Source organism: Paenibacillus sp. J2R1T-4, assembly GCF_059692235.1.
The window spans coordinates 39,662-65,187 of the sequence record NZ_JCAUBA010000024.1 but is presented as its reverse complement, the minus strand read 5'-3'; the positions used below and the strand labels follow the sequence as shown (position 1 = coordinate 65,187).

The following is a 25,526-nucleotide window of genomic DNA, read 5'->3' as shown; positions in this document are numbered from 1 at the left end:
AATGCGTCTCACATCTCCTTGGCTACTTCGCTTTCGCAATATAATCGGCAACGATATAAATTAACTGTAAAGGGCTAAACGGCTTCAGGATATACTGGGTTACACCTGCCGAATGGGCCAGCTCCTTATCCTTCTCAAGCGCCTTGGCAGTCAAAAGCAACACGGGAATATTCTTATTCGGATTATCGGAACTTCTTAACCATGCACATACTTCCACCCCGGTTTTCTCGGGCATCATATAATCAAGGATCGCTAGGGTATACGTCTCCTCTTGCAAAGCCTTCATGGCTTCCCCGCCGTCTTCTGCCTCTGTAATCTCATAACCTTCATCCGATAAAGTCTCTGTTAACAAAAAACGCAAAGCCGCTTCATCATCCGCCAACAATATTTTAATGTGACTCATAGTCAATCCCTCCATTTACCAGCCTAATTATACCATCATAACGAACTCTAGTATCGACAATTGTTCTCGTAATCTTGTATCATGAATATCTAATTGTCTCGAAATAAACTTTCATATCACAGAACGGACGAGTGAAACATGGACAAAGGATTACGAATCCTCGTAAGCATTTGCAGCCTGATAGCCTTTTCTATTGCATTAGCCTCCACGCCTATTCTTATTAAGGCTGAGGCAGGACAGTTGACCTTGGAATGGTCGGCTGCTGGACGAGCCATCTATGATTATTTCCAGGGACTTGGTTCTGGACAATCCTTTCTCTTCCTCACAGGTAAGACTGAACATGCTTTTTTTGAGCAGATTGGCGGTTACGCCCTCGTTTCCTTCGGTTATTCTGCGGCTGCTGCATTATCAGGGATTACGCTTGGATTATTAGCTGGAATGGGATTGTCGCGTATCCGAAGAAATTGGATCAAACAAGCATTCGAACTGCTGTCCATCATTCCTGACTTTCTACTAATTCTATGGCTGCAGCTTCTGGTTGTTGTTATTTATAAAAGAACCGGACTGTCCATCGCGAAGGTTGCTTCCTTGTCTGTAGATGATCCAGCTATTCTGCTTCCCCTCCTGTCGATGACGTTAATTCCTTTGTTATATATGATGCGAAGCATTTCTGTTCATACTCATCAGGTTCTGACAGAGGATTATGTTCTGAATGCTAAGGCAAAGGGTTTATCCAAGCTGTACACTTATACTTATCATGTGCTGCCTAATGTGCTGCCCTATCTGAAAGCTGAGCTGCATAAATTAACCGGAATCATTGTGGGCAATTTGTTCATTATGGAGTACTTGTTTAATCTTCGAGGCATGACCAAATTACTGTTGTCGAGCAGTTACAGTTCAACTAATTTGAAGGCTGGCTTATTAAAAGGATACCAATTCCCGCTAACGGTTAATTGCTTCATGGCTTTCATGTTGCTTTATTTGTGCCTCTATGGGCTGATGCGTGGTTATGTATGGCTGATAGAAAGGAAGTTTGCACATGAATAAGTCATTCTGGATTGGTATAAGCTTGACGGGAATCACGCTTATTATCGCCTTATTTGGACCCTTGTTTACTCCATTCTCACCTAAAGATCAAGTCAAGATTAGCTACGTGCAAACCGAACAGGGAAATGTGTTGATCGCGCCGCCTATTAAACCTGGAGCCGAGCATTGGTTCGGGACGGATAAATGGGGGTACGACATTTTCACTCAGCTGATGTACGGTGCCAAATATACCCTTGCCGCTGTTGCAGCCGTTGCGAGTGCGCGTACATTGATAGGTGGTTTGCTCGGGATGTTGCTTGGCTTCTCGAGGAATCAGTCCCAATCAAAGTGGAGTCTGAATTTCTTAAGCGGTGTTCCGATGTTCATCATCGTTTTCTTCGTGTTATTCGGGATCAGCATTAACGCTGGCCTGAGCCCTTTAATGTTAACCGTTCTGCTGTGTCTGCTCTTCATTGTGCTTGGGATTCCGGGTGTAGTGTCCGTTGTGCAGAATAAAACCTGGGAGATTCGCAAGCAGCAATATGTAGATGCGGCTATATCTGTCGGGGCTGGGCGCAGACGCATTCTATTCCGTCATATATTCCCGCATTTGAAGGAGAGTCTGCTGCTGTTGTTCGTGAATGAACTAATTCTGGCCCTTACGATGTTTGGCCAACTTGGCATCTTCAGCCTGTTCATTGGAGGCACAGAGATACAGAAAGACCCTACGATCTTCGTCCCGATTACGAACGAATGGGCTGGACTTGTCGCTAATGCCCGCAATTACTTGGATTACAATGAGTGGATGCTGCTGTTTCCAATGTCGGCTTACATGATGCTGTTGCTTGGATTTTTCCTATTATCCAAGGGACTGGAAAGCAAATACCGAACACAGTATAGCAAAGCCCCGCACCTTTAAGCAATAGTTTGTAACGAAACTAGCACAATGGTCTCACAAAAAGACCTGACCGAAAGTTCATCGGTCAGGCACTCGGTAGTTGAGTTCAGTTTGGTGAGTGAGGGCATGGGGATGGGCTCCCCTAGCACATTCTTATGTGCCTAGTCTGTAAAACTTCATTGCGTTGTTCCCCCAAACGCCTTCTCTCTGCTGATCAGACCATTCCCTAGGCAGCAATTCGTTCAGAGCATCAACAACCTGATCATAGCTGGCCGACAAGAGACAGACAGGCCAATCACTGCCAAACAGGACTCGATCATACCCGAAAATCCCGATTATATGCTCTACATACGGACGGAGTTGGTCCACCGTCCAGGGGGCTGTCCTTTCCGGTACCAATCCAGACAGCTTACATACCATATTCGGATATTCAGAAAGCCGCCTCATGCTGGATTTCCAACTCTCTAAGGGCTCATCCCATACCGGCTTTGCGATATGATCGATGACGGCCCTCAGATTGGGAACCTGCATCATCAGCTTCAAGACCGATTCGAACAGATGAGGTCTCAGCTGCAAATCAACAGGAAACTGCTCCCGTTCAAGAAAACGCATATTGTCTACCACCGCCGGTCGTAACAACCAATCCTCGGGCAAATCCTGGATCATCGGTCGGACCCCGACAAATCTAGGATGCTTGCTTAGCTCTACGAATGCATCTCGGAATAATGGCGATTCAAAATCCAGCCAACCCACGACGCCAATCAAGGACGGATCTCTATCGCTCAACGTTAATAGATAGCGAGTTTCATCCATGGTGGGGGCAGCTTGTACCGCCACGCTAAACTGGAGCTTATGCTTTTGAAGCAAAGGAGTGAGCTGCTGCGGCAAATAGTTGTTATAGAGAATGCCCTTATCTGCTGTCAGCCAGCCATAATCATTCCTGCTCACTTCCCAGTAATGCTGATGGGCATCAACCCTCATCCAACTGCCACTCCATATCAATGTAATAGTAGCATGGTCCAGGTGAAGACGTTGCTCTAGTACCTACAAGCAAGACAAATACCTCAGGCGGTTTCCCATTCTCAGGACGCTGCGCCTCGATCTCTATCTTATGCCGACCCGCTGCCAGCTTTAGTTCGACTTGCTGCTCCTTCGGAGCCCGATGATAAGCTGGCATAAATTCATGGGTAGCACTGGAATGAATGATAAGCACTCCATCCAGCTTGACCCGAACGGGACCATTCGCTGCTGCGATCAAACTTAGTGTTCTCTCAAGCGGATTATTCACAATGGACTCCGCATGATACACCGTGTTCGCATCATCCCTGTAATCACTCGTCCAGACTAACCGGTCCCCCGCCACATAAACTACATGCGCCTGCTCATCAGAAGAACTCGATATTCTCCATGGAGCGGCAGCCACCAGTGAGAAGTCGATATGCTGCTCTGCCCAGATCGTATGATCATGCATTCTTCTCCAAGTGAGGACTAATGTATTAGCAGGTTTTACTTGTTCACTTGCCTGAATGACCATTTCCCAGTGTACAGAGGCTCCAGGTGTTAACTCCACTTTTCGGCCGGTTGGAGCTGTCCATCCCTCTGGAACAGTTAATGACAATGTGCCTTCAACAGCAACTTTGGAATGATTCGTAAATGTGGCACATAAAACTCTCGATTGACTCGCCCCAATTGCCGGCCCCTCTGGTCCATAATCAATGACTAATTCCGCATCCGGATTCCTCCATGACCCTTCAGGCAGCAGATAGCGATTAGCCGTTGCCTTTCTGCTCCATAATTCGTTGACCCAGGCAAGATTGACAGTAGTTGGACGCGCCCATGCCGTCGACTGCTCAGGATGCACTATAATCTTTGTATCCCAGGCCGCCACAATTTGCTTGCCAACTTGGATTGTTCGCTTAGTCAGCTCATCGAGATTATGCGGCGCCGGGAATCCTTTGATTGGTGGGCTGACCACGACCCGATCACCTACAGGCTTCACCCATTTGTCAGGCAAGCCTTCCCGACCGAGCAGCATGCCTAAGATAGCCCCCAGTGTTGCAGCCGTACAATCCGTATCATATCCGCAATTGACTGCTTTCAAGATGGCATCCTCGAAGCTCTCGCCATATAACCAGCCCAGTATGGTGAAAGCAATATTTTGCGGAGCGTCCGTAAAGTTGTCGCTTCCATGCTTCTCCAGGATCAACTCGCGCGCTTCTATCCACGTTTTCCCTTCCTTGTGCCACATCAATAAATCCTTCAAGGCGGCGGCAGTGCGGCTCTCAGATGGAATATAGTTCATTCCAATTGCGATCAACTGATCCCGATCCTTCTCATAGAACACCGCGCTTTCCAATGCAGCAAAAAACATCTCTCCATAGACACCCTCGCCTCCTGCATGGTCCACGATAGCATCCTGGTAAGCATAATAAGCGGCCACATCCGGAGCTCCCGGAGCCACCATGGCCCAAATCTCGGAACGAATAGGGGATCCCATGCAATTCGTGAATGGATTGTTGAAATGCCCTGCAACCGGCGGGATCAATCCGCGTCTCAAGTTAGTTAACGCATATCCATACTCATCGAATGGAAAAAACACATGCTCCACCCACTCCTGGCCCAGCTCCTTGGCCGTAAGCCGCGGACCGTATTGCTCCAGCGCATGCAGCCATACCAACTGCAGATCCAAATCGTCATTTTCCAATGGACCATCCGGCAACACTGGGTAGAATGTCAGGTCCAGCAGCTCTTTCTTCCCTTCCACAGGCGCTCCTAGCGTGCCGCCAATGTTTTTGCCGAGCCAGCCTCCATACACTATACGATAATAATCTCTTTCATTCAGAATGCTAATACTCATTTCCTCGGCTCACCGCTTTCTGATTTGATATACTGATTATAGGCATCATAGAAAGTCGGGACCATGGAGAGCATTAAGATTTGGAAATCAATTATCTCGGAGGATTACATGTACTATTCGCTTTCAAGATTATCCCTTCTGGATGTAAAATGGGCCGACCTGTTCGATGCAAACAGCGAAAGCTTCCAAGACAATCACCATAACCCGCATTACGAGATCATTATCGCTGCGGCTGGGCCAGTCTTTCTGCAAGTCGGCGAACAGAAGCTGACACTGGATGCTGGCGACTGCGTTTTGTTAATGCCGTGGGAACAGCACCGAGGTTGGCGAGCGTCCGAACGTCAAGGGAAATTCTTCTGGGCTCAGTTCTCTTGTGAGCCGGAGCTCAAGGAGTTCCAAGCAGACCGAGTTCCTGAACTCAATATAGTCCATGTTCAAAGCAGCGGAATCCATACTTTGAAAGGGCCGATCGAAGAGCCAGTCATTCTCCCTAAGCATTTCTCGATCCAACATCACTTCAAGCTGCTTGTCCTTTTTGAAGAACTCGTCTCGGTGCTCGCTGAGCCCAAAGGCTATTATCGCTTCCATGCGACACTGCTTCTTGGTGAGATTTTGCGGCTGCTTGCGGGCGATTTTCTGGAGCAAAGTCATACCCATACGGTATTCCCAGCTTCTTATGCGACTCTCCGCAAGCTGCTTAATCATTTAAACAATTACTATGAGACAGATATACATATTGCCAAGGAAACGTTAGAACGGGTAACGGACCGGAAGTATGAATATTTGTGCCAGGTATTTAAGAAATATTCAGGCACTACAATTCTGGGGTATGTACATCAGCTCCGGATGCAGCAAGCCAAACATCTGCTGACGAATACGCATAGGAGCGTTCAGGAGATCGGAGAGTCGCTAGGCTACCAGGACCCTTTTTATTTCAGCCGTTTGTTCAAAAAATACGAGGGATGCTCACCGAAGCAATATCGCTTCAGCACTATGCTGTCTAAAAATTGATAAGATGGATTGACAAAAGGACTCCGCGGATAAGGAGAACCCAGTTAGTTATTCACTGCTTTGGTGAATTTAGTCGATGGAAAGGAGAAGTGAGCATTCGCAAATTTTTATTGCTAGACAGCGGAGAAATAACTGCAAAACCTGCAGCTAACTTCTATCAATCAGTAGACATTTGAATTATTACTGCAAAACCTGCAGCTAATAATTAGAGTTTTACCGAGATCTGCCGGATTTCATAGAATTAACTGTACGAAATGCAGTTATTTAGGTAGAATGCCTCAATCCCAGAAAATTAACTGCTGCTTTTGCAGTTAAAAGGGGTCGGCTCCCCTAGCATTAATAAATAAGCCCGCCCGAATCCGATCCTACCGCTTCTTTTTATCCCGCTTCCATTCAATAGACTTGTTAGGGTCCGGGTCATTAACGACTTCATTCCGCAGCATCTGGGACAAATCATCAATCGTCTTATCTAATGTTTTGCCTTTGAACCCGGACAGCAGCCTGCCTTTTTCCTTTTTCAATACAGCTAGAATCAATTTCTTCTGATCTGTAGATAGCATACGAGGTACCTCCGACAATTGAGATAAGGGTGCTTGATAACAATTAGATAAGGAGCTGGAAGCTTGTATTATCATTTCAGTGAAGATCCCACAATCGAGCAATTCGAACCGCGCCTTGCCAAGTCCGCCCCCCATTTACCGCCTATCGTCTGGGCGATCGACAGTGAGCATGCCGTCCATTATTATTTTCCAAGGGATTGTCCGCGTGTGATCTACACTAAGACGGGCTGCGCTTCACCAGAAGATACAGCCAGGTTCTTCGCCGATTCAAGTGCTAATAAAATCATTGCAGTAGAATCAGGTTGGCTGGAACGAATCCGCAGCGTTCAGCTTTATGTGTACACATTTGCCGAAGCTTCGTTTACATCTACCGGTGACTCCGCCGGCTATTATACTTCACCAGAAACAATTGTTCCTATTGCTGTAGAGCCTGTTGGAGATTTGTTAAGCCGAATTTCTGCGACCGGTGCCGAGCTGCGTTTTACACCATCGCTTGTGCCGCTCCGCAATGCCGTAATCGCATCTTCGATGAAATTCTCAATCATCCGTTTTGCCAATGCTGTTCAATAAAGTTGTCCCCGCTATTGCAACGAAAGAAGCAGCTCTTGGTACGTGGTATGAAACCAGGCATTCGCCCGTTCCATATTCCTGCTAATATCAGACGTAGATTGGTTGCGATACAGCTCCTCTAGCTGATCTACGGCCTCGGCGGGCAAATGCTGCGAAATATGGACCAAATAGTAATCGCTTATAAGGGGAGTATACCGTATTCGCAGAAGCTCCACCAAGGGATTCAGCACATATTTATGATAGTAGGCGTGGGCTTCCAGATAATGATTGCGCTGAACATATTTAATCGCTCTAATCCGCTGTTTAAACACCCCATCCAGCTGCTTCATTCTATGGTAGGTCTTGTCGCGCCGTGTCTGCGCATTCATCCCTGCGCTATTACGATATTGAATGACGCCAGCCTTATCGAACAGGATCTTTGGAATTTCGTACTTATTCTCCCTGTCAAAAGCGAATTGCCGGCTATGGCTCTGGATGGTTACATCTAATAAAAGCGTGGGTGCCGTGTTCTCAAGATGATAAACTTTATACATCAACTTCGGACCTGGCCTGTCCGGTCCAACAATCAGATCAAGCTCCCCCAACGTGCTGAGCATTTGCTCCAGCCTCTCGAATATTCCCTCTTCCGTCCCGTCCTCCACGTCCATTACCAAATCAAGATCGGAGTATTCATCTAAAGTATTCGTTCCGTCCGAACCCTCGAGCCACAAGGCGTACACTCGCTCATCCTTAATAAACCCGTCTTCTATCGTTTGAATAATCGTATCCCTCGTAATGTGCTCTAATGACATCTGTTGGACCTCCCTTTGTTGTGCTGATATGTAATAGATGTGCTCTGTTTCCATTAACTCATGTTTGGAGCAGCAGCTCCAGCATTTCTTTCACAGTATGTGCATTTCCGTCAACTCTTTCCATGTGATGACATGGTCATGAAATGAGCAGCCGGAAGCGAATTGCAGCTTGTAACCCTGGCTCTCCACTCCCTATACTGAAGCCGAAATCGCTAAAACCAATACATTTCACAACGAGGGAGGGCCAGCATGAAAGACACTATAGAGGTGCTGGTGATCGGCGCCACATTCGCTGGAATCGGGTTAGCCCAGCGCTTAGGAGCGCAAGGATTACTGGTGGAGCGGACAACGCTGGTTGGACATGAATTCATCAACAGCTATAGCCCAGGTCATACCTGGAGCCGTACGCCGCAGCTCCCGCTAACGGAGCAATTGCGCGAGCAATGGCTCGACCGCAACTTGTTGACCGAGAACGGCGGGGTTCACCTGGGAGGCATGGCGCCAACCGTTCACAAGCTGCTGCTTGATTCGCGACAGTCGATCCGTTTAATGACTGAGATCGTAGAGGTGAAGCCGCGACCAGACCACGGCTACGAGGTAACTCTATTCGATGCATCAGGTATACGCCGGATCCAAGCTAACCGCATCATTGACACTACATCGGAATGCCGATCTGCGACAGGACGTTTCCCGCTCGGGTCCAAGTTCATCGGAGCCGTGCTCCATCGGGCAGATGCAGCATCAGCCAGCGAACCGCGCATCCCGGAAGCGTTTGCGGATCGCATCACCGCCGGATTGTTCGCTTCAGAGTCGTACTTGCGGTTTCCGATCGATGCCTCGGCCACCTGGGATGAAGCCAGGTACGAGCTCCATCACTATTGGGAAGCAAGACCGGAAGCGCTGATCCCTTGGACTATCGCCGCGATAGCTGACGAGTTCGCCATTCAGCCGCCAACTCGACTCGAGCAGCTTGGAGAGGGTTGGATATGGATGCCGTCATGTGTGTTCGACAATCCGCTGCATGCGTTGGAAGAAGGCTACCATTACGGAGAAGAGGTGTTGCAGCATGAATCTGCTTCAGCGTGAGCAAGGAGCTGTTGTTTCTGCAGAGGTAAAGAGAGATGCAACAAAGGACGCTTTTTCCCTTAACTTCGATGTAATTGTTGTCGGTCTGGGCACCGCAGGGGCAATCTCAGCCATTACAGCCGCTAACAAAGGACTTCACGTGCTTGGATTGGAGCGTCTTAACGCAATGGGCGGGGCAGGAACAATCGGAGCGATTGTGGGCTATTATTTCGGCTCCAAGGGAGGATTGTTCGAATCGATCGATGAAGAGACGAAACAGCTTGAGGGGATCGGTTACACAAAAGCACGCGGGACAAACGCTGAAGTCAAGAAATACGTGCTCGAGCGTAGAGCCTTGGATGCCGGAGTAACGGTTCAATATGAAAGCGCCGTAATCGGAGTTTACATGGAAGGTACGACCTTATGCGGTGTACGCTGGATCGGCCCGAGCGGTATACAAGAAGCTGGCTGCCGGATCCTGATCGATGCTTCCGGAGAAGCTGAGGTTTGCGCTATCATGGGCGCAGCGATGCACATGGGCGGCAGACAGATGGACGGTAAAATGCAGCCGTTCTCCCATCCCTTGATCGCTTTAAAGGATGACTGGGTCCAACCTTTCTATACGGACTCTGGTTACGTAAATCAGACGAACGAGGAAGACCTAACACAAGCCATCATGCAATCCGCCTGTATATTCACCCATATGCCCGACCGATTCGAGGAATCGAGGAAATTTTTGAAGCTTGCTCCGCAGCTTGGCATTCGGGAAGGACGATTCATTCTCGGTGAAGAGCAGGTTACATTCGCAGACCTGTTAGCGGATCGGCAATCTCAAGAACCGCTCCTGTATGCCTACTCCAACGTAGACAATCACGGCAAAGACATAGCCTTCGAGAGCGATTTGCAACAGGACTGGGCGGTCGCAGCCAGTCTATGGGGCCTCAATCTATCCGTGCCTATTCCGTTAGGCGCACTCATCCCCAAAGGCTACGACAACGTCCTCGTAGCTGGCCGATCGATTGCCATTGATCATGATCTGGCTGCTTGCGTGCGGATGAAGCGTGACATGCAGAAATGCGGCGAAGCCGCTGCACTTGCTGCCTACGTCGCCCTGAGTCAAGAACTGCCGCTTCGCAGCGTCCCTTATGAGCAGCTCCGTCCGCTGCTGCTGGAAACGGGTTGTCTGCGTTCCTCCAATAACGTAGGGATGAAGAATGGCATGACTACTCAAGATGATGAATCGAATATAAGTCTCGTATGGTTAACAGATCACGAGCTGATCAAAGAGGGACTAGCCAGCGACAAGCCGGGAGTCGCGATCTGGTCTGCCAGAAGAATCGGTTCAGCTATCAACGCATCTCTTAACGAATGGATGAGCGACTCAGCCCCTGATCGGGAGCATTTGCGCAAGCACAGTGCTTTTGCACTAGCTCTGCAAGGCGATAAAGCAGCCATCCCTGTGCTTAGGGAATGTATGAGAGAGCGTGATACGTTCGTTCCCAAAACAAGCCGCAAATACAACCAAGTAAGGGGGTACGCCTCCATTTACCTGTTAGGTAAGCTTGGCGACGCGGAGATCGTACCAGAGCTTTTGCAAATTATGCAAAGCCGGGGACAATTCATCAACCTGTCTACGGACGTGGAATTCATTAATCATAATGATGAATATTTTTTCCAATACTTCACCTTCTCCTTGATGGCATTGTTCCGCATCGCTGATCGTCATCCAGAAGTACGCAGCGACATCCTGCAAACGATAGTCCCGATTGTAGAGGACCCTGCCTTTACCGTTCATGTAACCCTGAAGCCATCCAGGGATGTAAGCTACGATATGGCAAATACTGTCCGCGGAATCGCGCGAAATATAATTGCCTCGTGGCAAACGCAATATTCGGCTACTACGTCCCAATAACCAGAATTGTCATCAATTGCAAAGGCATCTGGAACATTGCTAATAGCTTTGCAGCTTGTTCGGAGTATACTCAGGAGGTAGGCTCCATGTGACGCCTATCCTTCGATCTAATACTGATGGTCCAACATACACAATGGAGGTCTTGAGATTGAAAAAACAATTAACCGTATATTCTTTATCCATAGCATTAACGGGAAGCCTGCTGGCAGGCTGTTCATCCGACAACAACAAGGGTACAACTACTTCCACTAGCGCCCAACCAACGGCATCGGGGCCAGTCAAGCTTTCTTACTGGACAGGGATTCCTGCAGATGCGACCCGATCTTTGAAGAACTATGGCGAAGCTTTGTTTTATCAAGAGTTGGAGAAAAAGACGAATGTCAAAATCGAGTTCCAGCATCCAGCAGTCGGCAGCGAGAATGAACAATTCAATTTGTTGATCGCCTCCGGGAACTTGCCGGATATCATTGAAAGAGACTTTACAACATATCCAGGGGGTCCTGAGAAGGCGATCTCCGACAAAGTTTTAATCAAACTCAATGACATTATTGACAAAAATGCGCCTAACTTGAAAAAGTATCTGGATGAGCATCCCGATATGAAGAAAGAGATCAGCACCGATGACGGGACTATCTACGTGTTCCCAGGAATCGGGATTGGCAACAACTCCGTATCCGGAGGGATGATTCTCCGCAAAGACTGGTTAGATGAGCTCGGTCTGGCTGTACCGGAAACGATGGATGACTGGACGAATGTGCTGCGCCAGTTCAAAGAAAAGAAGAATGCCAAGACACCTCTTACGATGAAGCTATCTGACTTCAACCGCGAATTGTTCAATGGCCCGTATGGTATCGGTTGGGAATTTTATCAGGAGAATGGAAAAGTCAAGTATGGACCTTATGAGCAGAACTACAAAAACTATTTGACCCAGATGAATGCTTGGTACAAGGAAGGTCTGCTAGACCCTGATTTTGCCACGCAGGATGCCAAGTCCTTCGATGCCAAAGCAGCAAACGGAAGCTCCGGCGCGTTTTTCGCCTTCATCGGCAGCGGGATGGGCAAATATTTGAACGCCGCGCAAGGAAAGTATGATCTTGCGGGAGCACCATATCCAGTGCTTCGCAAAGGTGAAGAGCCGCGTTTCATTAACAAGCCTTACGATTACCGCGGGGGCGGCAGCGCAGGTATTACTCCTTCGAACAAATTCCCGGCAGAGACGGCCAAATGGTTGGATTACCACTACTCCAACGAGGGACACATGCTGAAGTCATTCGGAGTAGAAGGTCAAACTTACACGATGGTGAATGGTTACCCTAAGTATACAGATCTGATATTGAAAAATCCGGATAAGCTATCTGTTGGCGAGGCCATGTCCAAATATTTGAGGGTGTCTACCCCCGCCCCTGGATTAGTCGGTGACGACCGTTACATCGATCAATATTACGTCTTCAAGAGTCAGAAGGACGCGTCTGTTATATTCAGCCGTCATCAGAAAAACGCTACCGCGAACATGATGCCGCGCGTTACGCCTACATCAGCGGAAGCAAGCGAGCTGTCTGCTATCATGGCCGAGGTTAACACCTATCAGAGCGAAATGTTCCTGAAGTTCATTATGGGCGCAGAGCCGCTTACTAATTATGACAAGTATGTTGCCCAGCTAAAGACTCTCAAAATTGAACGAGCGATTGCAATCAAACAAAGCGCGCTTGAGCGTTATAACAAGCGTAAATAGAATCAGATCTGCTTCAGGCAGGGCTACTAGCTCCTATCATGCCCTGCCTGAATTCTTTTTCCGATACAGATTGGAGAGTGCCTCATGAGAAGCTTCCTGCTGGATTACCGCAAACATAAATACTTATACTTCATGATCCTGCCCGTTGTCGTCTATTACGCTTTATTCCATTATGCTCCCATGTATGGAGCCATCATTGCCTTTAAGGATTACAGAGTTGCGCAAGGGTTCCTGGACAGCCCCTGGGTAGGGTTCAAGCATTTCACGGCTTTTTTTGAAAGCTATTATTTCTGGCGGCTGCTCAAAAATACTTTGCTGCTGAACGTATATCAGCTCTTGTTCGCCTTTCCGGCGCCTATCATATTCGCGCTCTTGATTAATGAAATCGGTGGCCGCTTCTTCAAGAGAGCCGTGCAAACGATTACTTATCTCCCCCATTTCATCTCACTCATTGTGATTTGCGGGATGATCACCCAGTTCGTAGCAAGAGAAGGCGTCATCATGGATCTGCTTGTTTGGCTTGGGATGGAGCGGACGGCGCTGCTGTCGCACCCCGAATATTTTCGCGCGATCTATATTGTCTCGGACATCTGGCAAAGCGTAGGGTGGGGTTCCATCATCTATCTCGCTGCCATTACCGGGATCAATCCCGAGCTGTATGAGGCTTCCCGGATCGACGGAGCAGGCAAGTGGAAGCAAACCCTGAACATAACACTGCCTGGCATTGCGCCCATTATTATTATTTTGTTCATTCTGAAGATCGGCCATATGCTTGACGTCGGGTTCGAGAAAATCATTCTTTTATACAATCCCAACACTTATGTAACCGCTGACGTAATTAATACATTCGTGTACCGAAAAGGTCTCGGCGCATCATTCGAATTCAGCTATGCTACAGCCGTAGGATTGTTCCAATCGGCACTCAATTTCCTGCTGCTCATCATAGCCAACAAGATTAGTCGCAAATTGAGCGATAGCAGCTTATGGTAAAGGGGAAATTCAAGTGCAACTAAACACAATACGCAGAAGCACCGGAGAAACCGCGTTCCAGTGGTTTAACACTTTGTTCATGATCTCGATGGTCGTAATCACTTTGTATCCTTTCGTATATGTGCTCATGTCTTCCTTCAGCGACTCCAAGCTGCTCATGACCCATACGGGAATACTGCTGTGGCCGGAGGGTTTTACTTGGGGGGCTTACAAGCTCGTCTTTCAGAATCCGAATATTATTCGCGGATATGCGAACACGTTATTCGTCGTTGCCGTGGGCACAACGATTAACTTAATTCTGACCAGTATGGGTGCTTATGTGCTGTCACGCAAAGGGGTTCCTTGGACGAACACGTTAATGCTGCTCATTGTATTTACGATGTTTTTCTCGGGAGGCATGATTCCTTCCTACTTGCTCGTGAACAATTGGCTGCACATGGGCAACAGTTTGTTCGCGCTTATTATACCTGGGGCGATCTCTACCTGGAATTTAATCATTCTGCGCACATCCTTCGCTTCCATACCGGAGAGTCTGGTCGAATCAGCCAAGATGGACGGGGCCAATGATTTCACTATCCTTGCGAGAATCGTTGTTCCGCTCTCTCTTCCTGTCATGGCTGTAATGGTTCTGTTCTATGGGGTTCACCATTGGAATGCCTGGTTCTCTTCCATGTTATATCTCAGAGATCGCGATTTGTTCCCGCTTCAACTCATCCTCCGCGAGATTCTGATCCAGAACAGTACCGAGTACATGACCAGTCAAGCGTCGGCAGGTGAGATCGAATCCGTCGGGGAGAGCATTAAATATGCTACCATCATGGTGGCTACCTTGCCGATCCTGTTCATTTACCCTTTTATGCAGAAGTACTTCGTGAAAGGTGTTATGATAGGTTCAATCAAAGGTTAACGGATAGGCTACACGAAAAAGGCAGCGGAGTGTGATGTCAGTGTTCGGTCTGAAAATAAACAGCGTAAGAGCAAGATGGCTTCGGTCATATGCGATCGTTCTGTTAATTCCGATTGCTATGATGCTTGTTACTTATTTTCAGACCCGTAACGTCATTGAAGATGAGATCAACCGCGCCAACAAGTCGCTCTTATCGCAGCTCCAGCAAGATATTGATAATCAGATCGAATATGCCTATCGTTTAAGCGAGGTGATCTCGACTAATTCCAAGGTCCGCCAACTTATGCGAACGCAGGGCACAATCGGTGCTGAGGATCGTATAGCCATGGTGCAAGCTTTAGCCGATTTCAAGGTGTACAATAGCTCCAACCGGTACTATAACCGCTTCTATCTTTACTTCCACAAAAGCGATTTCGTGTTGACGGAATCCTCTTACTATGAAACCGCAATGTACTATAACATGATGCAAGCAGGCTCTGGTCTCACTTACGAGGAATGGAAGCTTTTCTTGGCTCAGTCGTATCGAGGGCAATTTTTCAACATGCAAACTGGGGAAGGACAGGCACCAAAAGGAATCATATTCGCTCAATCTTTACCTTTTGAAGAACGCAACAACCCTATGGCTACACTAGTTATTGAGTTAAATGATCAGCGTCTGCTCGCTGCCATGCAGAACATCCAATCTTACAATCAAGGGAAAGTGTACATATTGAATGGAGCTAATCAGCTTCTTGCTACATCGGAGCAGACCAAAGAGGTGACTCACAGGTTCGACGGCATGATCGGCGATACCGGAACTCTTCATCGTCAATGGGATGGCCAAGAGGTGGTCATTTCCTATATTCAATCTAAAAGCACAAACTGGAAATATGTGTATGTCCTTCCCTCGCGCTTGTACAGCCAGAAAGCCGAATACGTACGCAACCTAACCGTGTTAACGCTGTTCATCGCCTTAGCGATTGGGGCCGTTCTTGCCATTCTGCTCGCCAAACGCAATTATTACCCGCTTCAGCAGCTTGTCCGTTCCGTAGCAGCGCGCTCCAAGATAGACCTTGGTGTAGCAGGCAATGAATACGATTATTTGGAAGAAGCGATCGAGAATACGATGGACATCAACAACCAGATGAACCGGATGATGGAGAAACAGAAAAATGTGCTTCGCTCGAATTTGCTCGTTCGAATACTCAAGGGACGAACGGAACAGGACTTTCCTGTTCTTGAAGTCATGGCGGAGTATGGTTTGAAACTGCGGTCAGATCATTTCGCCGTGCTGTTGTTCTACTTGGAGGATTTTAGCGGATTCTTCCGAAAGGAAGAAACGGATGCGGAGAAGAAGCGGGAATTCGTCCAGCTGATCCTATCGAATATAGTAGAGGAAATGGTCGGGCAGCAGCACCAGGGCTGGATGATCGAGGTCGATGAGATGCTCGCTTGTATGATTAACCTGAATGGCGACACCTCACCTGAGGAGGCGAAGCAGGAGCTGACCCGTATAACGGAAGAGGCCCAACGGTTCATTGGCAGCCGATTCCATATTTTGTTTACTGTATCGGTGAGTACCATCCGCAGGTCTGTCTCTGAGCTGCCTGCCGCTTACCAGGAAGCTATGGATGCGATGGAATACAAAATGCTTTTTGGGACCCAAACGATTATTTTTTACGATCAGATTCAGAGCTTCAACCGCTCCTATATTTACTCTCTCGAGAATGAACAGCAGTTGATTAACCACGTAAAAGCTGGAGATTTCGAGCACGCCAAAAGCATTCTCGATGAGGTCATCACCCGCAATCTCTCCCAACAAAGCTTGTCGATCGAGATGGTTCGCTGCCTGATGTTCGACATTATCAGTACGATGATGAAGGCCGCGATCGAAGTGAATCTGGACCAAACCGAGCTGTACGAGGATAACATGAAGGCCATCGAAGAGCTGATGAACGGCGTAGCTGTCTCGGCTATGAGGGACCGGATGATCGTGTTTCTGGGAAAAGTATGCGATCACGTGCATGCCAAAAAGAAAAGTCATAACTTCCGCCTCAAGGAGAATGTGCTGGAGTTCATTAATCAAGAATACCGTGATCACAACCTGTCTATTACTACGATTTCGGATAAATTTGATATTCATCCCTCTTATTTGTCACGTTACTTTAAAGAGCAGGTTGGGGACACATTAACCGATTACATCAATAAGCTGCGTGTAAAAAAAGCGATGATGCTGCTTCAGAATGAGGAAATCCTGATCAAAGATATATGCGATTTGGTCGGCTTCTATAGCATCAGCACCTTTATACGACTATTCAAAAAGTATGAAGGAGTCACTCCAAGCGCTTATAGGGAGAGTAGTAAATATTAAGGTCCTTGATCGGCCTAAGCATACGTCACATAAGCAAGAGCCCCAGCCTTAGGCTAGGGCTCTTGCTTATTCTGCTGCTCCTTACCGTACAACCATCAAGCCTCGCGCACCACTTGTTGACGGCGCCTCTTCTTCCATACCACGCCATGACTTGGTGAGAACAAGAACGCGAGCACGAAGATGACTCCTGCTACAGTAACCATACAGCCTGCGATCGAAGCATCCAGATAGAAAGCAACCATATACCCCACGACAGAGCTGGTAATCCCGATCAGTACACTGTAGAGGATCATTACACTCAAGCGCTCCGTCAATAAGTACGCCGTGGCCGCAGGCACGATAAGCATGCCTACAACGAGAATAGCACCTACGCTCTCAAAAGATGCAACGGTTGTCACCGATACGAGTCCCATCAGCATGTAGTGGAACAACGCCACGGGTATACCCAAGGCGGCTGCCAGGGCAGGGTCGAAGGCACAAAGCTTGAACTGTTTGTAGAACAGCCCGATTACACTTATGCTCAGCAGCAAGGCTACACCTAACACCCAGATTGCCTTCGGCCCCACATCCACTCCGAACATAGTCAATGTATCCAACTGAACGAAAGCGATCTCTCCGTACAAGACACAATCCAGATCCAAGTCGACTTTGCTTGTGAACAAGCTGACGAGCACAACTCCGATGGAGAACATGGCGGTGAATACAACGCCGATCGAAGCGTCCGATTGCACTCCATTCTGGTGGAACAGCTGGATCAAGAACACCGTCAACAAGCCAATCAGTGAAGCTCCGAGCAGCATCCAGAAGGAATCTCGTGACCCGCTTATCAGGAATGCGATGACGATTCCCGGAAGCACGGAATGACTAATGGCATCCCCGATCATAGCCATCTTCCTCAGAATGAGGAAGCAACCGAGAATTCCGCATCCACTCGCCACAAGTGCTCCGGTTAATATAATCCAGAAATCACTCATACGGAACCGCCCTCCTTCCCACGACGCTGCTCCATCTCAAGACTAACATCCCGCTTTACCGATAGTCGCAACAGCATCTTTGCTACCACTCCGCGTCGAGGGGCGAAAAGAACGGAGATTACGAACCACAGTGTAGCCGACAGTACAGTCAACGGACCTGTAGGCAGATTATTAACCAAGGAGCTCAAAAAAGTTCCCATAACCCCGCTCAGCGCTCCGAATAATCCGGCAAGCACTACCATTACGCCTAGCCGCTCTGTCCAATAGCGAGCCGACACGGCTGGAGTAATCAACATGGCAGCCATCAATACGACTCCAACAGCTTGAATACCTACCACAACGGCTACGACGATCAGGAACATTAATAGTTGATCCAGCATAGCGATCGGAAATCCCATTCCTCTGGCGAAACCGGCATCGAAGCTAAGCAGCTTGAATTCTTTGAACAATAACGCACATAACCCAACGAGCAAGCCCGAGATCACAACCATCGTTATGACGTCTGAATGTACCATTCCCGCCGCTTGACCGAACAGGAATTTATCCAGCCCGCTCTGATTCCCGCTGCCTCCGTGTTGAATTTGCGTAAGCAAGACGATTCCAATTCCGAAGAAAACAGATAGTACCAACCCAAGCGCGCTATCCTGTTTGATGCGAGAGTTCCGTGTAATATAGCCAATGCCGAATGTAGCAATCAACCCCGCCACCGCAGCACCTATCAAGAAGAAAAATATATTCTTAGAGCCTGTCAACATAAAGGCTATGCAAATACCAGGCAGAGCGGCATGAGCCAGCGCATCGCCCATCAAGCTTTGCTTGCGCAAGTAAGCGAAGCTTCCAAGCACGCCGCTGCTGAGCCCGAGCAGAAGGCTGGCCATTAAGATCCACTGTGCATTGGGATCCTTCAATAAATCGAACCAGTTCATCTGTTCATCACCTCGAGTTTAAGATCAGCGGTTCTTCTTCACGATCCAGAATAGTGAGCCGACCCCCGTACGTTTTTTGTAAATGATCCTTAGTGAATACTTCCTCAGTAGGACCAAACTGCATGACCTTCACATTGAGCAACAATACCCAATCAAAATATTCCTTCACAGTAGATAAGTCATGATGTACAACCAGCACCGTCTTTCCTTGCTGCTTCAGTTCATTAAGCAAGGTAATAATGGCCTTCTCAGTTGCAGCATCGACACCTACAAACGGCTCATCCATCAAATATAATTTGGCATCCTGAGCAAGCGCGCGCGCCAGGAATATACGCTGTTGTTGACCGCCTGACAATTGACTGATTTGTCTCCCGGCCAAGTCTGCCATTCCTACCTTCTCCAGACACTCCATCGCTATTTTGCGCTCAGCCGCGCCTGGACGTTTGAACCAACCCAAATGACCGTAACGCCCCATCATAACTACATCCAGAGCATTCGTAGGAAAATCCCAGTCCACCGACTCGCGCTGCGGCACATATCCGATCAACCGCCGCTGCTCCGCATAGGGCCGTCCATATATACGTACATCTCCAGTAACCGAAGGAATAAGTCCAAGAGCAGCCTTAATTAGAGTAGACTTGCCAGCTCCATTCGGCCCAACAATCCCGATCAATTTGCCTTCCGGCACACTTATGCTTATATCTTCTAACACTGGCTTTTTCTGATAGGCTACGGTCAGCCCTTGAATGGATAAAGGAATTTGCCCCATGATTGTTGCTCCTCTCTATATGTCGACTCATTGTCTGCTCTTAGATTACTTCAGTGCTTTCACGATTGTATCCACATTATGCTTAACCATCCCGATATATGTGCCTTCTACGGTGCCTTCAGCACCCATAGCATCTGAGAATAATTCTCCGCCTATCTTGACGTCATGCCCTTTTTCCTTGGCCCCGTCAACTACAGCTTGAATCGTTTTCTTAGGAATACTGGATTCCACGAATACGGCTTTTATTTTATTATTTACGAGGTAGTCCCTTAAATCGGTTACATCCTTCAATCCTGCTTCAGACGCGGTACTGATACCCTGTAATCCCATGACCTGAATATCATAAGCGGCTCCGAAGTAGCCGAATGCATCATGAGCCGTGACAAGTACTCTGCTTGCTTTTGGAATGCTTGCAATGTTGGTTTTTACTTCCTCATGGAGCGCCTGCAGTTGTTTCAGATATGCGCTAGCGTTAGCTTTGTACTGTTCAGCATGAGCAGCGTCGATTTTCACCAGCTCATCCCGAATGACCTCTGTAGCACTCATCCAATTGCGCACGTCGAACCAGATATGGGGGTCATGATCCGTTGAATTCGCTACGGCAAGAAGCTTCGATGCCTCTATATTTCGCGAAACCGCAATGGTCGGTTTATTCTTGTTCATTTTCTCCAAGATTTCGCCCATTTTACCTTCAAGGTGGAGACCGTTATAAAAGATCAGATCTGCTTTGTTCAGCTTGCTGATGTCTCCTTGTGTTGCTTTGTACAGATGCGGATCCACTCCGGATTTCATCAAGCTGACCACTTCCACATGGTCGCCGCCTACTTGCTTGGTTATATCAGCAATCATTCCGATTGTTGTTGTAATCTTAACCTTGTCGTCCCCGCTCTGAAACGTGGCCTGAGAGTTCGCGCAGCCTGCAACAACGGACAAGGCAACACTCAAGTATAACATTCCCCAAATAAATCGTTTCATTGATGAACTTAGCTTACTCTTCTTCTTCATTTGATATCTCTCCCCTGAGCATTCTCTTTGACTTAATCTTGCACCCATGATGTTTCCCTATGTCCTAAAAGTTGCGTACAACCTCACTTGTTGTCGTTATCCTTATTTTTTTATTATACACAAAAATGTTTCTCTTGTGCAACATTTTATTTTGGCAAAAAAGAAGCCCTCGTCAACAAACGACGAGAGACTTCTTTTTCAAACCTATTCCCTGATCCCTGCATTAGGGTTCGGCACTCCGTATAAACCGTATTCCTTATCGTATGCATCGAACATCCTGCGCGCGATTGGCGCCGCTCCGTAGGATCCGAATCCACCCTCAGGAATAATAACCGCCACCGCAAGCTTCGGTTTCTCTGCAGGCGCATAGGCTATGAAAACTGCATTATCTATTTCTTTCCCTGCAACCGATTGGGTCGATGTACCTGTCTTGGAAGCTACCCGGTAAGGGAAACCTTCGAATCCTTGCTTACCTACCAGCTCCATACCGTTCTGGAGAACATCCCAATATTCTTTCGGGAATGTCTCTTTGCTTAATACTTCTTTTGTAAATTGTTTGATCGGCTGCCCATCATAAGAAGTGATTTTGTCCACGAATTGCGGCTTTAATCGCTCGCCTCTATTGCCTAGCATAGTTACAAATTGCGCTAGCTGCAAAGCTGTATACTTTCCCATCTGACCCCATGATGCTGGAATAAGCGCGGCCTGCGGTCCATACAACTTATTGGTTGCATCATATTCCTTGATGCCTGCTGATTCGCCCAGCAAACCGCTCCCCGTGACGACGCCTAGACCGAAACGCTCCATGTAATTGTTCCAAACCTCGAGTCCATTAGAGTTAGGCCTGAAATATAAACGGTTCCCTACCATGGCAGACATATAAGTATTGGAAGAATGCTGAATCGCTTTCTGCGCATTAATCGGCCCCCAAGCTTTGCCGTCTGAGTTGGACAACTTGGCATTATTATCTTTCCCGTAATAAAAAATCCCAGTATCATTATATATTTCATTAATCCCCATCAGCTTCTCATTCAGGCCAAGTAAAATCGTGAGCGGCTTGATTGTTGAACCAAGATAAACAAGAGAAGTTGGATGCTTGTTAAGCTCCTTCTGATCTTTATAAGGCGGCCTTACTTCACTAATCGTCCCATTTCCAAAGAAAAATTGCAGATTGTTGTAGTCGTCTTGACTAATTCCGCCCTTCCAGACATTGGGGTTGTAATCAGGCATGCTGGCCATCGCCACCACTTTACCTGTATCTACTTCCATCGCTACCGCGTAACCTGTTGTCGCGTTAGGTGCATAGCTCCAACGATCCCGAGCAGGATTGCGTATATAGGCCAGATGCTCCACGATGGCATTCTCGGTTTCCAACTGAACATCTTTATTTATTGTCAAATACAGATTGTTCCCTTTCTCAGGCTTAATTAGGGAGACAGGGCCCACGATTTTTTGCGCTGCGTTTACTGGATACGTTTTTACTCCGTTTTTGCCGCGCAGCTCCGTCTGGTACATAAATTCTATGCCATCAAAGCCTACATCCTCCGAGTCCAGATAATCCTCTGTCAAATCATTGGATTTCGCTTTTTCACGGTAAAACTCTCGCCCTTGAGCACTTCTAGCGGTTGAAAAAGATTTCAAGTATCCGACCAGTTGTACCGCGATCGTCTTATCGTTATACTGTCGAATACTCTCCTCTTGGATCTCGATTCCAGGCAGCTCATCTCTATGCTCGGAAATAAATGCAATCTCGCTGTTGATTAAATCCGCTTTGATTCGGCGGGGAACGGCGTAAGGACTTGGCTCGCGAGTCGTATTCTTGTCAAGATCGTAGCCGACATCCATCTTTTTGATAATCTCTTGCGCGGTCATTGGTTTTTTGGGATCTCCGTAATCCCTGAATATCGCTTCAATTCGCTTGGCCAACTCCACGATTGCATCCTTATCCTTCTTGCCTGGTTCTATTGTGTAGAACAAGGATTGGGTGGATATCGACTCGGCAATCGGATATTCCTTCTGATCAAATATAGTGCCTCTGATCGAAGGAATCGAGTGATTCATGGACTTCATGCGTCCCTCTTCCTCGGACAGAGCCTTACCTTCAACAAATTGCAACAGAGCCAGCCTCACGATTAAGATGGAAAATAGCAAAAAAATACTAAAGAAAAAAAAGTTCAATCGAAATGAAAAATGTCTGTGCTTCGTAATCTCTTCCTTGGACGGATCTTCTCTGGTCATGCTAGCCTGCTCACTCCTTACTCTGCAGTGGTACTGGGGCTCTGCCGCCACAAATCTCTCAGAGAGTGGATGCCGTCTCCTGAATGATAAGCGTACCGCTTGATTTTGATTGCTTGTATACCGACTTGATTAGGTGCCCATATATCATTCTGATCATGATCGCCTACATACAGCACTTCCTCCGGCTTCATACCGGATTGTTCCAACGCCAGCTTGAAGATAGCCGGATTCGGCTTCTCCAGACCGACTTCAGTTGAGACAATAATGGGGTCGAAATAATGATCAATCTTCATAAATTCCAGGATGTTGCGCAGGGTCGGGGCAAAATTGGAGATGATGGCCATCCGATATCCCCGTCGTTGCAGCTCTTCCAGCGTTTCACGGACATCATCAAAAAGAACATATTGCTCGGGGGAAACGAACAGATCATACATCTCATGGCACCATCGATGAATGATTTCTTCCTCAACTTGTTCGGGTGCGCCTAACTCTCCAAGCATGTGCTGATAGAGCTGAATCCAGAAAGCCCGGTCCGACTCCGGCGAGCACAGCTCATTCCCAAGCACTGGCTTATTATAGTAGAGCAGACGGAATGCCGAGTCGAAGCGTTCTCCAATCTGTTCAGCCGTTCGATGAAACGACCGTTCGCCTAGGTAACGTTGCATCGTTTCACGCGCTCCTGGTACGGTTAAGAGGGTATCTCCGGCGTCGAAGAAAACCGCTTTATAGTCATTTGCAGGGTTAAGAAGCATAGGGGATTTAAGAACTCCTTTTTATGTGACAATCCTATACTCAGTTTACCATAAATAGAACACCCCATTCCACATGGACTGCGGTCTGGGGTGTATCGAATTATACATCTCGAATATGCGTTTTATCGAAGTTAGGTGAATTGAACCAATTGTCTCCACTTGATACCCATGTCGAGTCGAGCGGAATCCATGTTTGGGTGTCCTTCATTAACACCTCGTTCCAGGCATGCGGACCGTAACCGCCTCGCCCATCATAGCCTTGACCGGTAACTACTTTAACCTCGAGACCAACGGATCTTGCCATGACGGCATATAGTCTGGAGTAATCAATGCAAACGCCTTCCCGTGTCGCGAACGTTTCCTCCGGAGTCTGCTCTTTCCAGATTCTCTTGGTCTCGTAAAGCTCTACCTTATCCCAATCATACTGAATTCGTGTGCCGACCCATTGATACAGCGCTCTCGCCTTTTCTTCATCATTTGGTTTGTCTGCCACGATCACTTTGGCCGCTTCGGCAATATCCGTTGGGATCTTCGCATCTACAACCTCATACTTGCGTTGCAGAATCTTTTTATATTCTTGCCCGACTGCTCTCGTTAGCACTGGCAGCTGTTTCTCCAGGAAATCACCACTGAAAGGCGCAATTACTTGCGAAGCTCCTTGAGCATATATTCCCGAGGATTGCACGTAATTAGCGAACTCCGTCTGCGGGAACAAGGTCGTAAACACGAATAAAGCGGCAATTAACATCAGAGACCTTCCGGCTCCGATTAGTGCGCCAATCCCCCCTCCAACTCCGCTACTCCATAGAGCTCGGCTAGAACCGGCTTCCAGCGGCCGATTGAACCACTTGGATGCATGCACGAACTGCCTCCATATCCAATACAAAAGCTGCTTTACACTCGTGTACCCGATCAGGAATAAAGTGCCTGTGCGCAGCAAGGGGAAATCCCGGATTGCTGTAATGAATGTATAGTACATCTTGCGAACGAAACTCATATCTTCGTTAGGTATGATGATATTCTTCGCTACTAGAGCATCCCTGATGATTGGAGACAGCCACTCCCCGATTTTCCAAGCCATCACGATGCTTATTACGGTTATAACTCCTTCGGCTGCGAAGAATAAGAACGATTGCGCGGAACTAGAAGCCCCTCTTAAGCACCCTTGTACGACAGAGGCTATTATAAGAACCACAATGGCAATAGAGATCAAGTTCACTCCACTCCACCCTAAGTCGTCCAATCCTTTTCCTCCTTCAGCAGTCCAAGTCTATAACAATGGTCATAAACATGGACTTCGGTATTATCCGTTCTTCTTGGCAGATTCAATGACTGATTTTACAGCGTCGTCGAGTGCAATATTGAAGGATGGAGCTCCTGCAATACTTACGCTCACCTCAGATGCCCCCGGTTTGCCCTCCAGCTTAACTTGTCCCGATGTGACCGTATAAGTGCCGTCTGGATTGGTCTTGAACTTGGCGTCCTTCCCTGCCAACGTCTTAAGCGCCTCTTCTTTGGCCGATGCTGCTGCATCCTTGACCGTTGCTAAGGCCTGTGTCCCCATCTCTTTAAGCTCGTCTGTGTAGGATGCTCCATAGTAGAACAGCCCTGCGACAATAGCAAGCACGATAACCCATTTGACAACGGTCTTGACAATTTTGATGACCAGAAAGAGTACAACGATCGCAACAACAATGACTAACCAGCGATCTTGCACAAATGTAATAAGCTGATCCATTTCTCCACCCTCTCCATTAACCAATTATGCTCATTTCAACCTCCATCATACT

The 25,526-nt window shown here is 47.7% G+C and carries 23 protein-coding genes; 10 read left to right on the top strand and 13 right to left on the bottom strand.

The window, feature by feature from the left end; all coding sequences use genetic code 11:
- Positions 1-22: 22 nt before the first annotated feature.
- Positions 23-403 carry a response regulator gene (locus AC58QD_RS28400; RefSeq protein WP_497338419.1) on the bottom strand — a complete coding sequence of 127 codons (381 nt, stop codon included), beginning with the start codon at positions 401-403 and terminating at the stop codon, positions 23-25.
- Positions 404-541: 138 nt separating this feature from the next.
- Between AC58QD_RS28400 and AC58QD_RS28395 the strand changes: the two genes are divergently transcribed.
- Positions 542-1,450, top strand: coding sequence for an ABC transporter permease subunit (locus AC58QD_RS28395; protein WP_497338418.1), 909 nt, complete (start codon positions 542-544; stop codon positions 1,448-1,450).
- A complete protein-coding gene (locus tag AC58QD_RS28390) occupies positions 1,443-2,348 on the top strand; it encodes an ABC transporter permease (protein WP_497338417.1) in 906 nt (301 codons plus the stop codon). The genes AC58QD_RS28395 and AC58QD_RS28390 overlap by 8 nt, the downstream gene beginning before the upstream one ends.
- Positions 2,349-2,480: 132 nt before the next feature.
- Here the strand turns inward: AC58QD_RS28390 and AC58QD_RS28385 are convergent, their stop codons facing one another.
- Complete coding sequence (locus AC58QD_RS28385; RefSeq protein WP_497338416.1) at positions 2,481-3,308, bottom strand: amidohydrolase family protein; 828 nt, start codon at positions 3,306-3,308, stop codon at positions 2,481-2,483.
- Positions 3,298-5,184: an ADP-ribosylglycohydrolase family protein gene (locus AC58QD_RS28380; RefSeq protein ID WP_497338415.1), complete on the bottom strand. Its 1,887-nt coding sequence runs from the start codon at positions 5,182-5,184 to the stop codon at positions 3,298-3,300. The genes AC58QD_RS28385 and AC58QD_RS28380 overlap by 11 nt, the downstream gene beginning before the upstream one ends.
- A 108-nt stretch (positions 5,185-5,292) precedes the next feature.
- Between AC58QD_RS28380 and AC58QD_RS28375 the strand changes: the two genes are divergently transcribed.
- Positions 5,293-6,195, top strand: a complete 903-nt coding sequence (locus AC58QD_RS28375) for a helix-turn-helix domain-containing protein (protein WP_497338414.1) — start codon at positions 5,293-5,295, stop codon at positions 6,193-6,195.
- 365 nt (positions 6,196-6,560) lie between these two features.
- On the opposite strand, the gene AC58QD_RS28370 is transcribed toward AC58QD_RS28375, so the two are convergent.
- Positions 6,561-6,755: a hypothetical protein gene (locus AC58QD_RS28370; protein WP_497338413.1), complete on the bottom strand. Its 195-nt coding sequence runs from the start codon at positions 6,753-6,755 to the stop codon at positions 6,561-6,563.
- Between the two features lie 63 nt (positions 6,756-6,818).
- Between AC58QD_RS28370 and AC58QD_RS28365 the strand changes: the two genes are divergently transcribed.
- The gene (locus tag AC58QD_RS28365; protein WP_497338412.1) at positions 6,819-7,325 is read left to right on the top strand and encodes a DUF6886 family protein; all 507 of its coding nucleotides are present in this window, start codon (positions 6,819-6,821) and stop codon (positions 7,323-7,325) included.
- An 11-nt stretch (positions 7,326-7,336) separates the two neighbouring features.
- Here the strand turns inward: AC58QD_RS28365 and AC58QD_RS28360 are convergent, their stop codons facing one another.
- A complete protein-coding gene (locus AC58QD_RS28360) occupies positions 7,337-8,116 on the bottom strand; it encodes an aminoglycoside 6-adenylyltransferase (protein WP_497338411.1) in 780 nt (259 codons plus the stop codon).
- Between the two features lie 249 nt (positions 8,117-8,365).
- On the opposite strand from AC58QD_RS28360, the gene AC58QD_RS28355 reads away from it, so the two are divergent.
- From AC58QD_RS28355 to AC58QD_RS28330, 6 genes are all read left to right on the top strand, one after another.
- The gene (locus AC58QD_RS28355) at positions 8,366-9,202 is read left to right on the top strand and encodes an FAD-dependent oxidoreductase (protein WP_497338410.1); all 837 of its coding nucleotides are present in this window, start codon (positions 8,366-8,368) and stop codon (positions 9,200-9,202) included.
- Positions 9,183-11,093 (top strand): FAD-dependent oxidoreductase, encoded by a 1,911-nt coding sequence (locus AC58QD_RS28350; RefSeq protein ID WP_497338409.1) that lies wholly within the window; start codon positions 9,183-9,185, stop codon positions 11,091-11,093. Before AC58QD_RS28355 ends, AC58QD_RS28350 begins: the two co-directional genes overlap by 20 nt.
- 148 nt (positions 11,094-11,241) lie before the next feature.
- Positions 11,242-12,825, top strand: coding sequence for an extracellular solute-binding protein (locus tag AC58QD_RS28345; protein WP_497338408.1), 1,584 nt, complete (start codon positions 11,242-11,244; stop codon positions 12,823-12,825).
- 84 nt (positions 12,826-12,909) lie between these two features.
- Positions 12,910-13,815, top strand: a complete 906-nt coding sequence (locus tag AC58QD_RS28340) for an ABC transporter permease (RefSeq protein WP_497338407.1) — start codon at positions 12,910-12,912, stop codon at positions 13,813-13,815.
- Between the two features lie 79 nt (positions 13,816-13,894).
- Complete coding sequence (locus tag AC58QD_RS28335) at positions 13,895-14,722, top strand: carbohydrate ABC transporter permease (protein WP_497338459.1); 828 nt, start codon at positions 13,895-13,897, stop codon at positions 14,720-14,722.
- Positions 14,723-14,762: 40 nt separating this feature from the next.
- Positions 14,763-17,072 (top strand): AraC family transcriptional regulator, encoded by a 2,310-nt coding sequence (locus tag AC58QD_RS28330; RefSeq protein ID WP_497338406.1) that lies wholly within the window; start codon positions 14,763-14,765, stop codon positions 17,070-17,072.
- Positions 17,073-17,167: 95 nt separating this feature from the next.
- Here AC58QD_RS28330 and AC58QD_RS28325 read toward each other — a convergent pair whose 3' ends face one another.
- From AC58QD_RS28325 to AC58QD_RS28290, 8 genes are all read right to left on the bottom strand, one after another.
- On the bottom strand, positions 17,168-18,046 hold the full coding sequence (locus AC58QD_RS28325) for a metal ABC transporter permease (RefSeq protein WP_497338405.1): 879 nt from the start codon (positions 18,044-18,046) through the stop codon (positions 17,168-17,170).
- Positions 18,043-18,972 carry a metal ABC transporter permease gene (locus AC58QD_RS28320; protein WP_497338404.1) on the bottom strand — a complete coding sequence of 310 codons (930 nt, stop codon included), beginning with the start codon at positions 18,970-18,972 and terminating at the stop codon, positions 18,043-18,045. Before AC58QD_RS28320 ends, AC58QD_RS28325 begins: the two co-directional genes overlap by 4 nt.
- A 7-nt stretch (positions 18,973-18,979) precedes the next feature.
- Entirely contained in the window at positions 18,980-19,741 is a 762-nt protein-coding gene (locus AC58QD_RS28315) for a metal ABC transporter ATP-binding protein (RefSeq protein WP_497338403.1), read from the bottom strand.
- A 45-nt stretch (positions 19,742-19,786) separates the two neighbouring features.
- On the bottom strand, positions 19,787-20,746 hold the full coding sequence (locus AC58QD_RS28310) for a metal ABC transporter solute-binding protein, Zn/Mn family (protein ID WP_497338402.1): 960 nt from the start codon (positions 20,744-20,746) through the stop codon (positions 19,787-19,789).
- 204 nt (positions 20,747-20,950) lie between these two features.
- Entirely contained in the window at positions 20,951-22,984 is a 2,034-nt protein-coding gene (locus AC58QD_RS28305) for a peptidoglycan D,D-transpeptidase FtsI family protein (RefSeq protein WP_497338401.1), read from the bottom strand.
- 17 nt (positions 22,985-23,001) lie between these two features.
- Positions 23,002-23,736 carry an HAD-IA family hydrolase gene (locus AC58QD_RS28300; protein ID WP_497338400.1) on the bottom strand — a complete coding sequence of 245 codons (735 nt, stop codon included), beginning with the start codon at positions 23,734-23,736 and terminating at the stop codon, positions 23,002-23,004.
- A 100-nt stretch (positions 23,737-23,836) separates the two neighbouring features.
- Positions 23,837-24,979, bottom strand: a complete 1,143-nt coding sequence (locus AC58QD_RS28295; RefSeq protein ID WP_497338399.1) for a transglutaminase domain-containing protein — start codon at positions 24,977-24,979, stop codon at positions 23,837-23,839.
- A gap of 60 nt (positions 24,980-25,039) precedes the next feature.
- Positions 25,040-25,474 (bottom strand): hypothetical protein, encoded by a 435-nt coding sequence (locus tag AC58QD_RS28290; RefSeq protein WP_497338398.1) that lies wholly within the window; start codon positions 25,472-25,474, stop codon positions 25,040-25,042.
- Between the last annotated feature and the right edge of the window lie 52 nt (positions 25,475-25,526).

What these genes read in the sequence shown, in the direction of transcription:
- AC58QD_RS28390 (WP_497338417.1), top strand. Translation starts at nt 1,443, where the DNA reads ATGAATAAGTCATTCTGGATTGGTATAAGCTTGACGGGAATCACGCTT.
- AC58QD_RS28305 (WP_497338401.1), bottom strand. Translation starts at nt 22,984, where the DNA reads ATGACCAGAGAAGATCCGTCCAAGGAAGAGATTACGAAGCACAGACAT.
- AC58QD_RS28360 (WP_497338411.1), bottom strand. Translation starts at nt 8,116, where the DNA reads ATGTCATTAGAGCACATTACGAGGGATACGATTATTCAAACGATAGAA.
- AC58QD_RS28400 (WP_497338419.1), bottom strand. Translation starts at nt 403, where the DNA reads ATGAGTCACATTAAAATATTGTTGGCGGATGATGAAGCGGCTTTGCGT.
- AC58QD_RS28395 (WP_497338418.1), top strand. Translation starts at nt 542, where the DNA reads ATGGACAAAGGATTACGAATCCTCGTAAGCATTTGCAGCCTGATAGCC.
- AC58QD_RS28335 (WP_497338459.1), top strand. Translation starts at nt 13,895, where the DNA reads ATGATCTCGATGGTCGTAATCACTTTGTATCCTTTCGTATATGTGCTC.
- AC58QD_RS28340 (WP_497338407.1), top strand. Translation starts at nt 12,910, where the DNA reads ATGAGAAGCTTCCTGCTGGATTACCGCAAACATAAATACTTATACTTC.
- AC58QD_RS28310 (WP_497338402.1), bottom strand. Translation starts at nt 20,746, where the DNA reads ATGAAGAAGAAGAGTAAGCTAAGTTCATCAATGAAACGATTTATTTGG.
- AC58QD_RS28355 (WP_497338410.1), top strand. Translation starts at nt 8,366, where the DNA reads ATGAAAGACACTATAGAGGTGCTGGTGATCGGCGCCACATTCGCTGGA.
- AC58QD_RS28350 (WP_497338409.1), top strand. Translation starts at nt 9,183, where the DNA reads ATGAATCTGCTTCAGCGTGAGCAAGGAGCTGTTGTTTCTGCAGAGGTA.
- AC58QD_RS28380 (WP_497338415.1), bottom strand. Translation starts at nt 5,184, where the DNA reads ATGAGTATTAGCATTCTGAATGAAAGAGATTATTATCGTATAGTGTAT.
- AC58QD_RS28375 (WP_497338414.1), top strand. Translation starts at nt 5,293, where the DNA reads ATGTACTATTCGCTTTCAAGATTATCCCTTCTGGATGTAAAATGGGCC.
- AC58QD_RS28370 (WP_497338413.1), bottom strand. Translation starts at nt 6,755, where the DNA reads ATGCTATCTACAGATCAGAAGAAATTGATTCTAGCTGTATTGAAAAAG.
- AC58QD_RS28300 (WP_497338400.1), bottom strand. Translation starts at nt 23,736, where the DNA reads ATGCTTCTTAACCCTGCAAATGACTATAAAGCGGTTTTCTTCGACGCC.
- AC58QD_RS28325 (WP_497338405.1), bottom strand. Translation starts at nt 18,046, where the DNA reads ATGAGTGATTTCTGGATTATATTAACCGGAGCACTTGTGGCGAGTGGA.
- AC58QD_RS28385 (WP_497338416.1), bottom strand. Translation starts at nt 3,308, where the DNA reads ATGAGGGTTGATGCCCATCAGCATTACTGGGAAGTGAGCAGGAATGAT.
- AC58QD_RS28290 (WP_497338398.1), bottom strand. Translation starts at nt 25,474, where the DNA reads ATGGATCAGCTTATTACATTTGTGCAAGATCGCTGGTTAGTCATTGTT.
- AC58QD_RS28320 (WP_497338404.1), bottom strand. Translation starts at nt 18,972, where the DNA reads ATGAACTGGTTCGATTTATTGAAGGATCCCAATGCACAGTGGATCTTA.
- AC58QD_RS28315 (WP_497338403.1), bottom strand. Translation starts at nt 19,741, where the DNA reads ATGGGGCAAATTCCTTTATCCATTCAAGGGCTGACCGTAGCCTATCAG.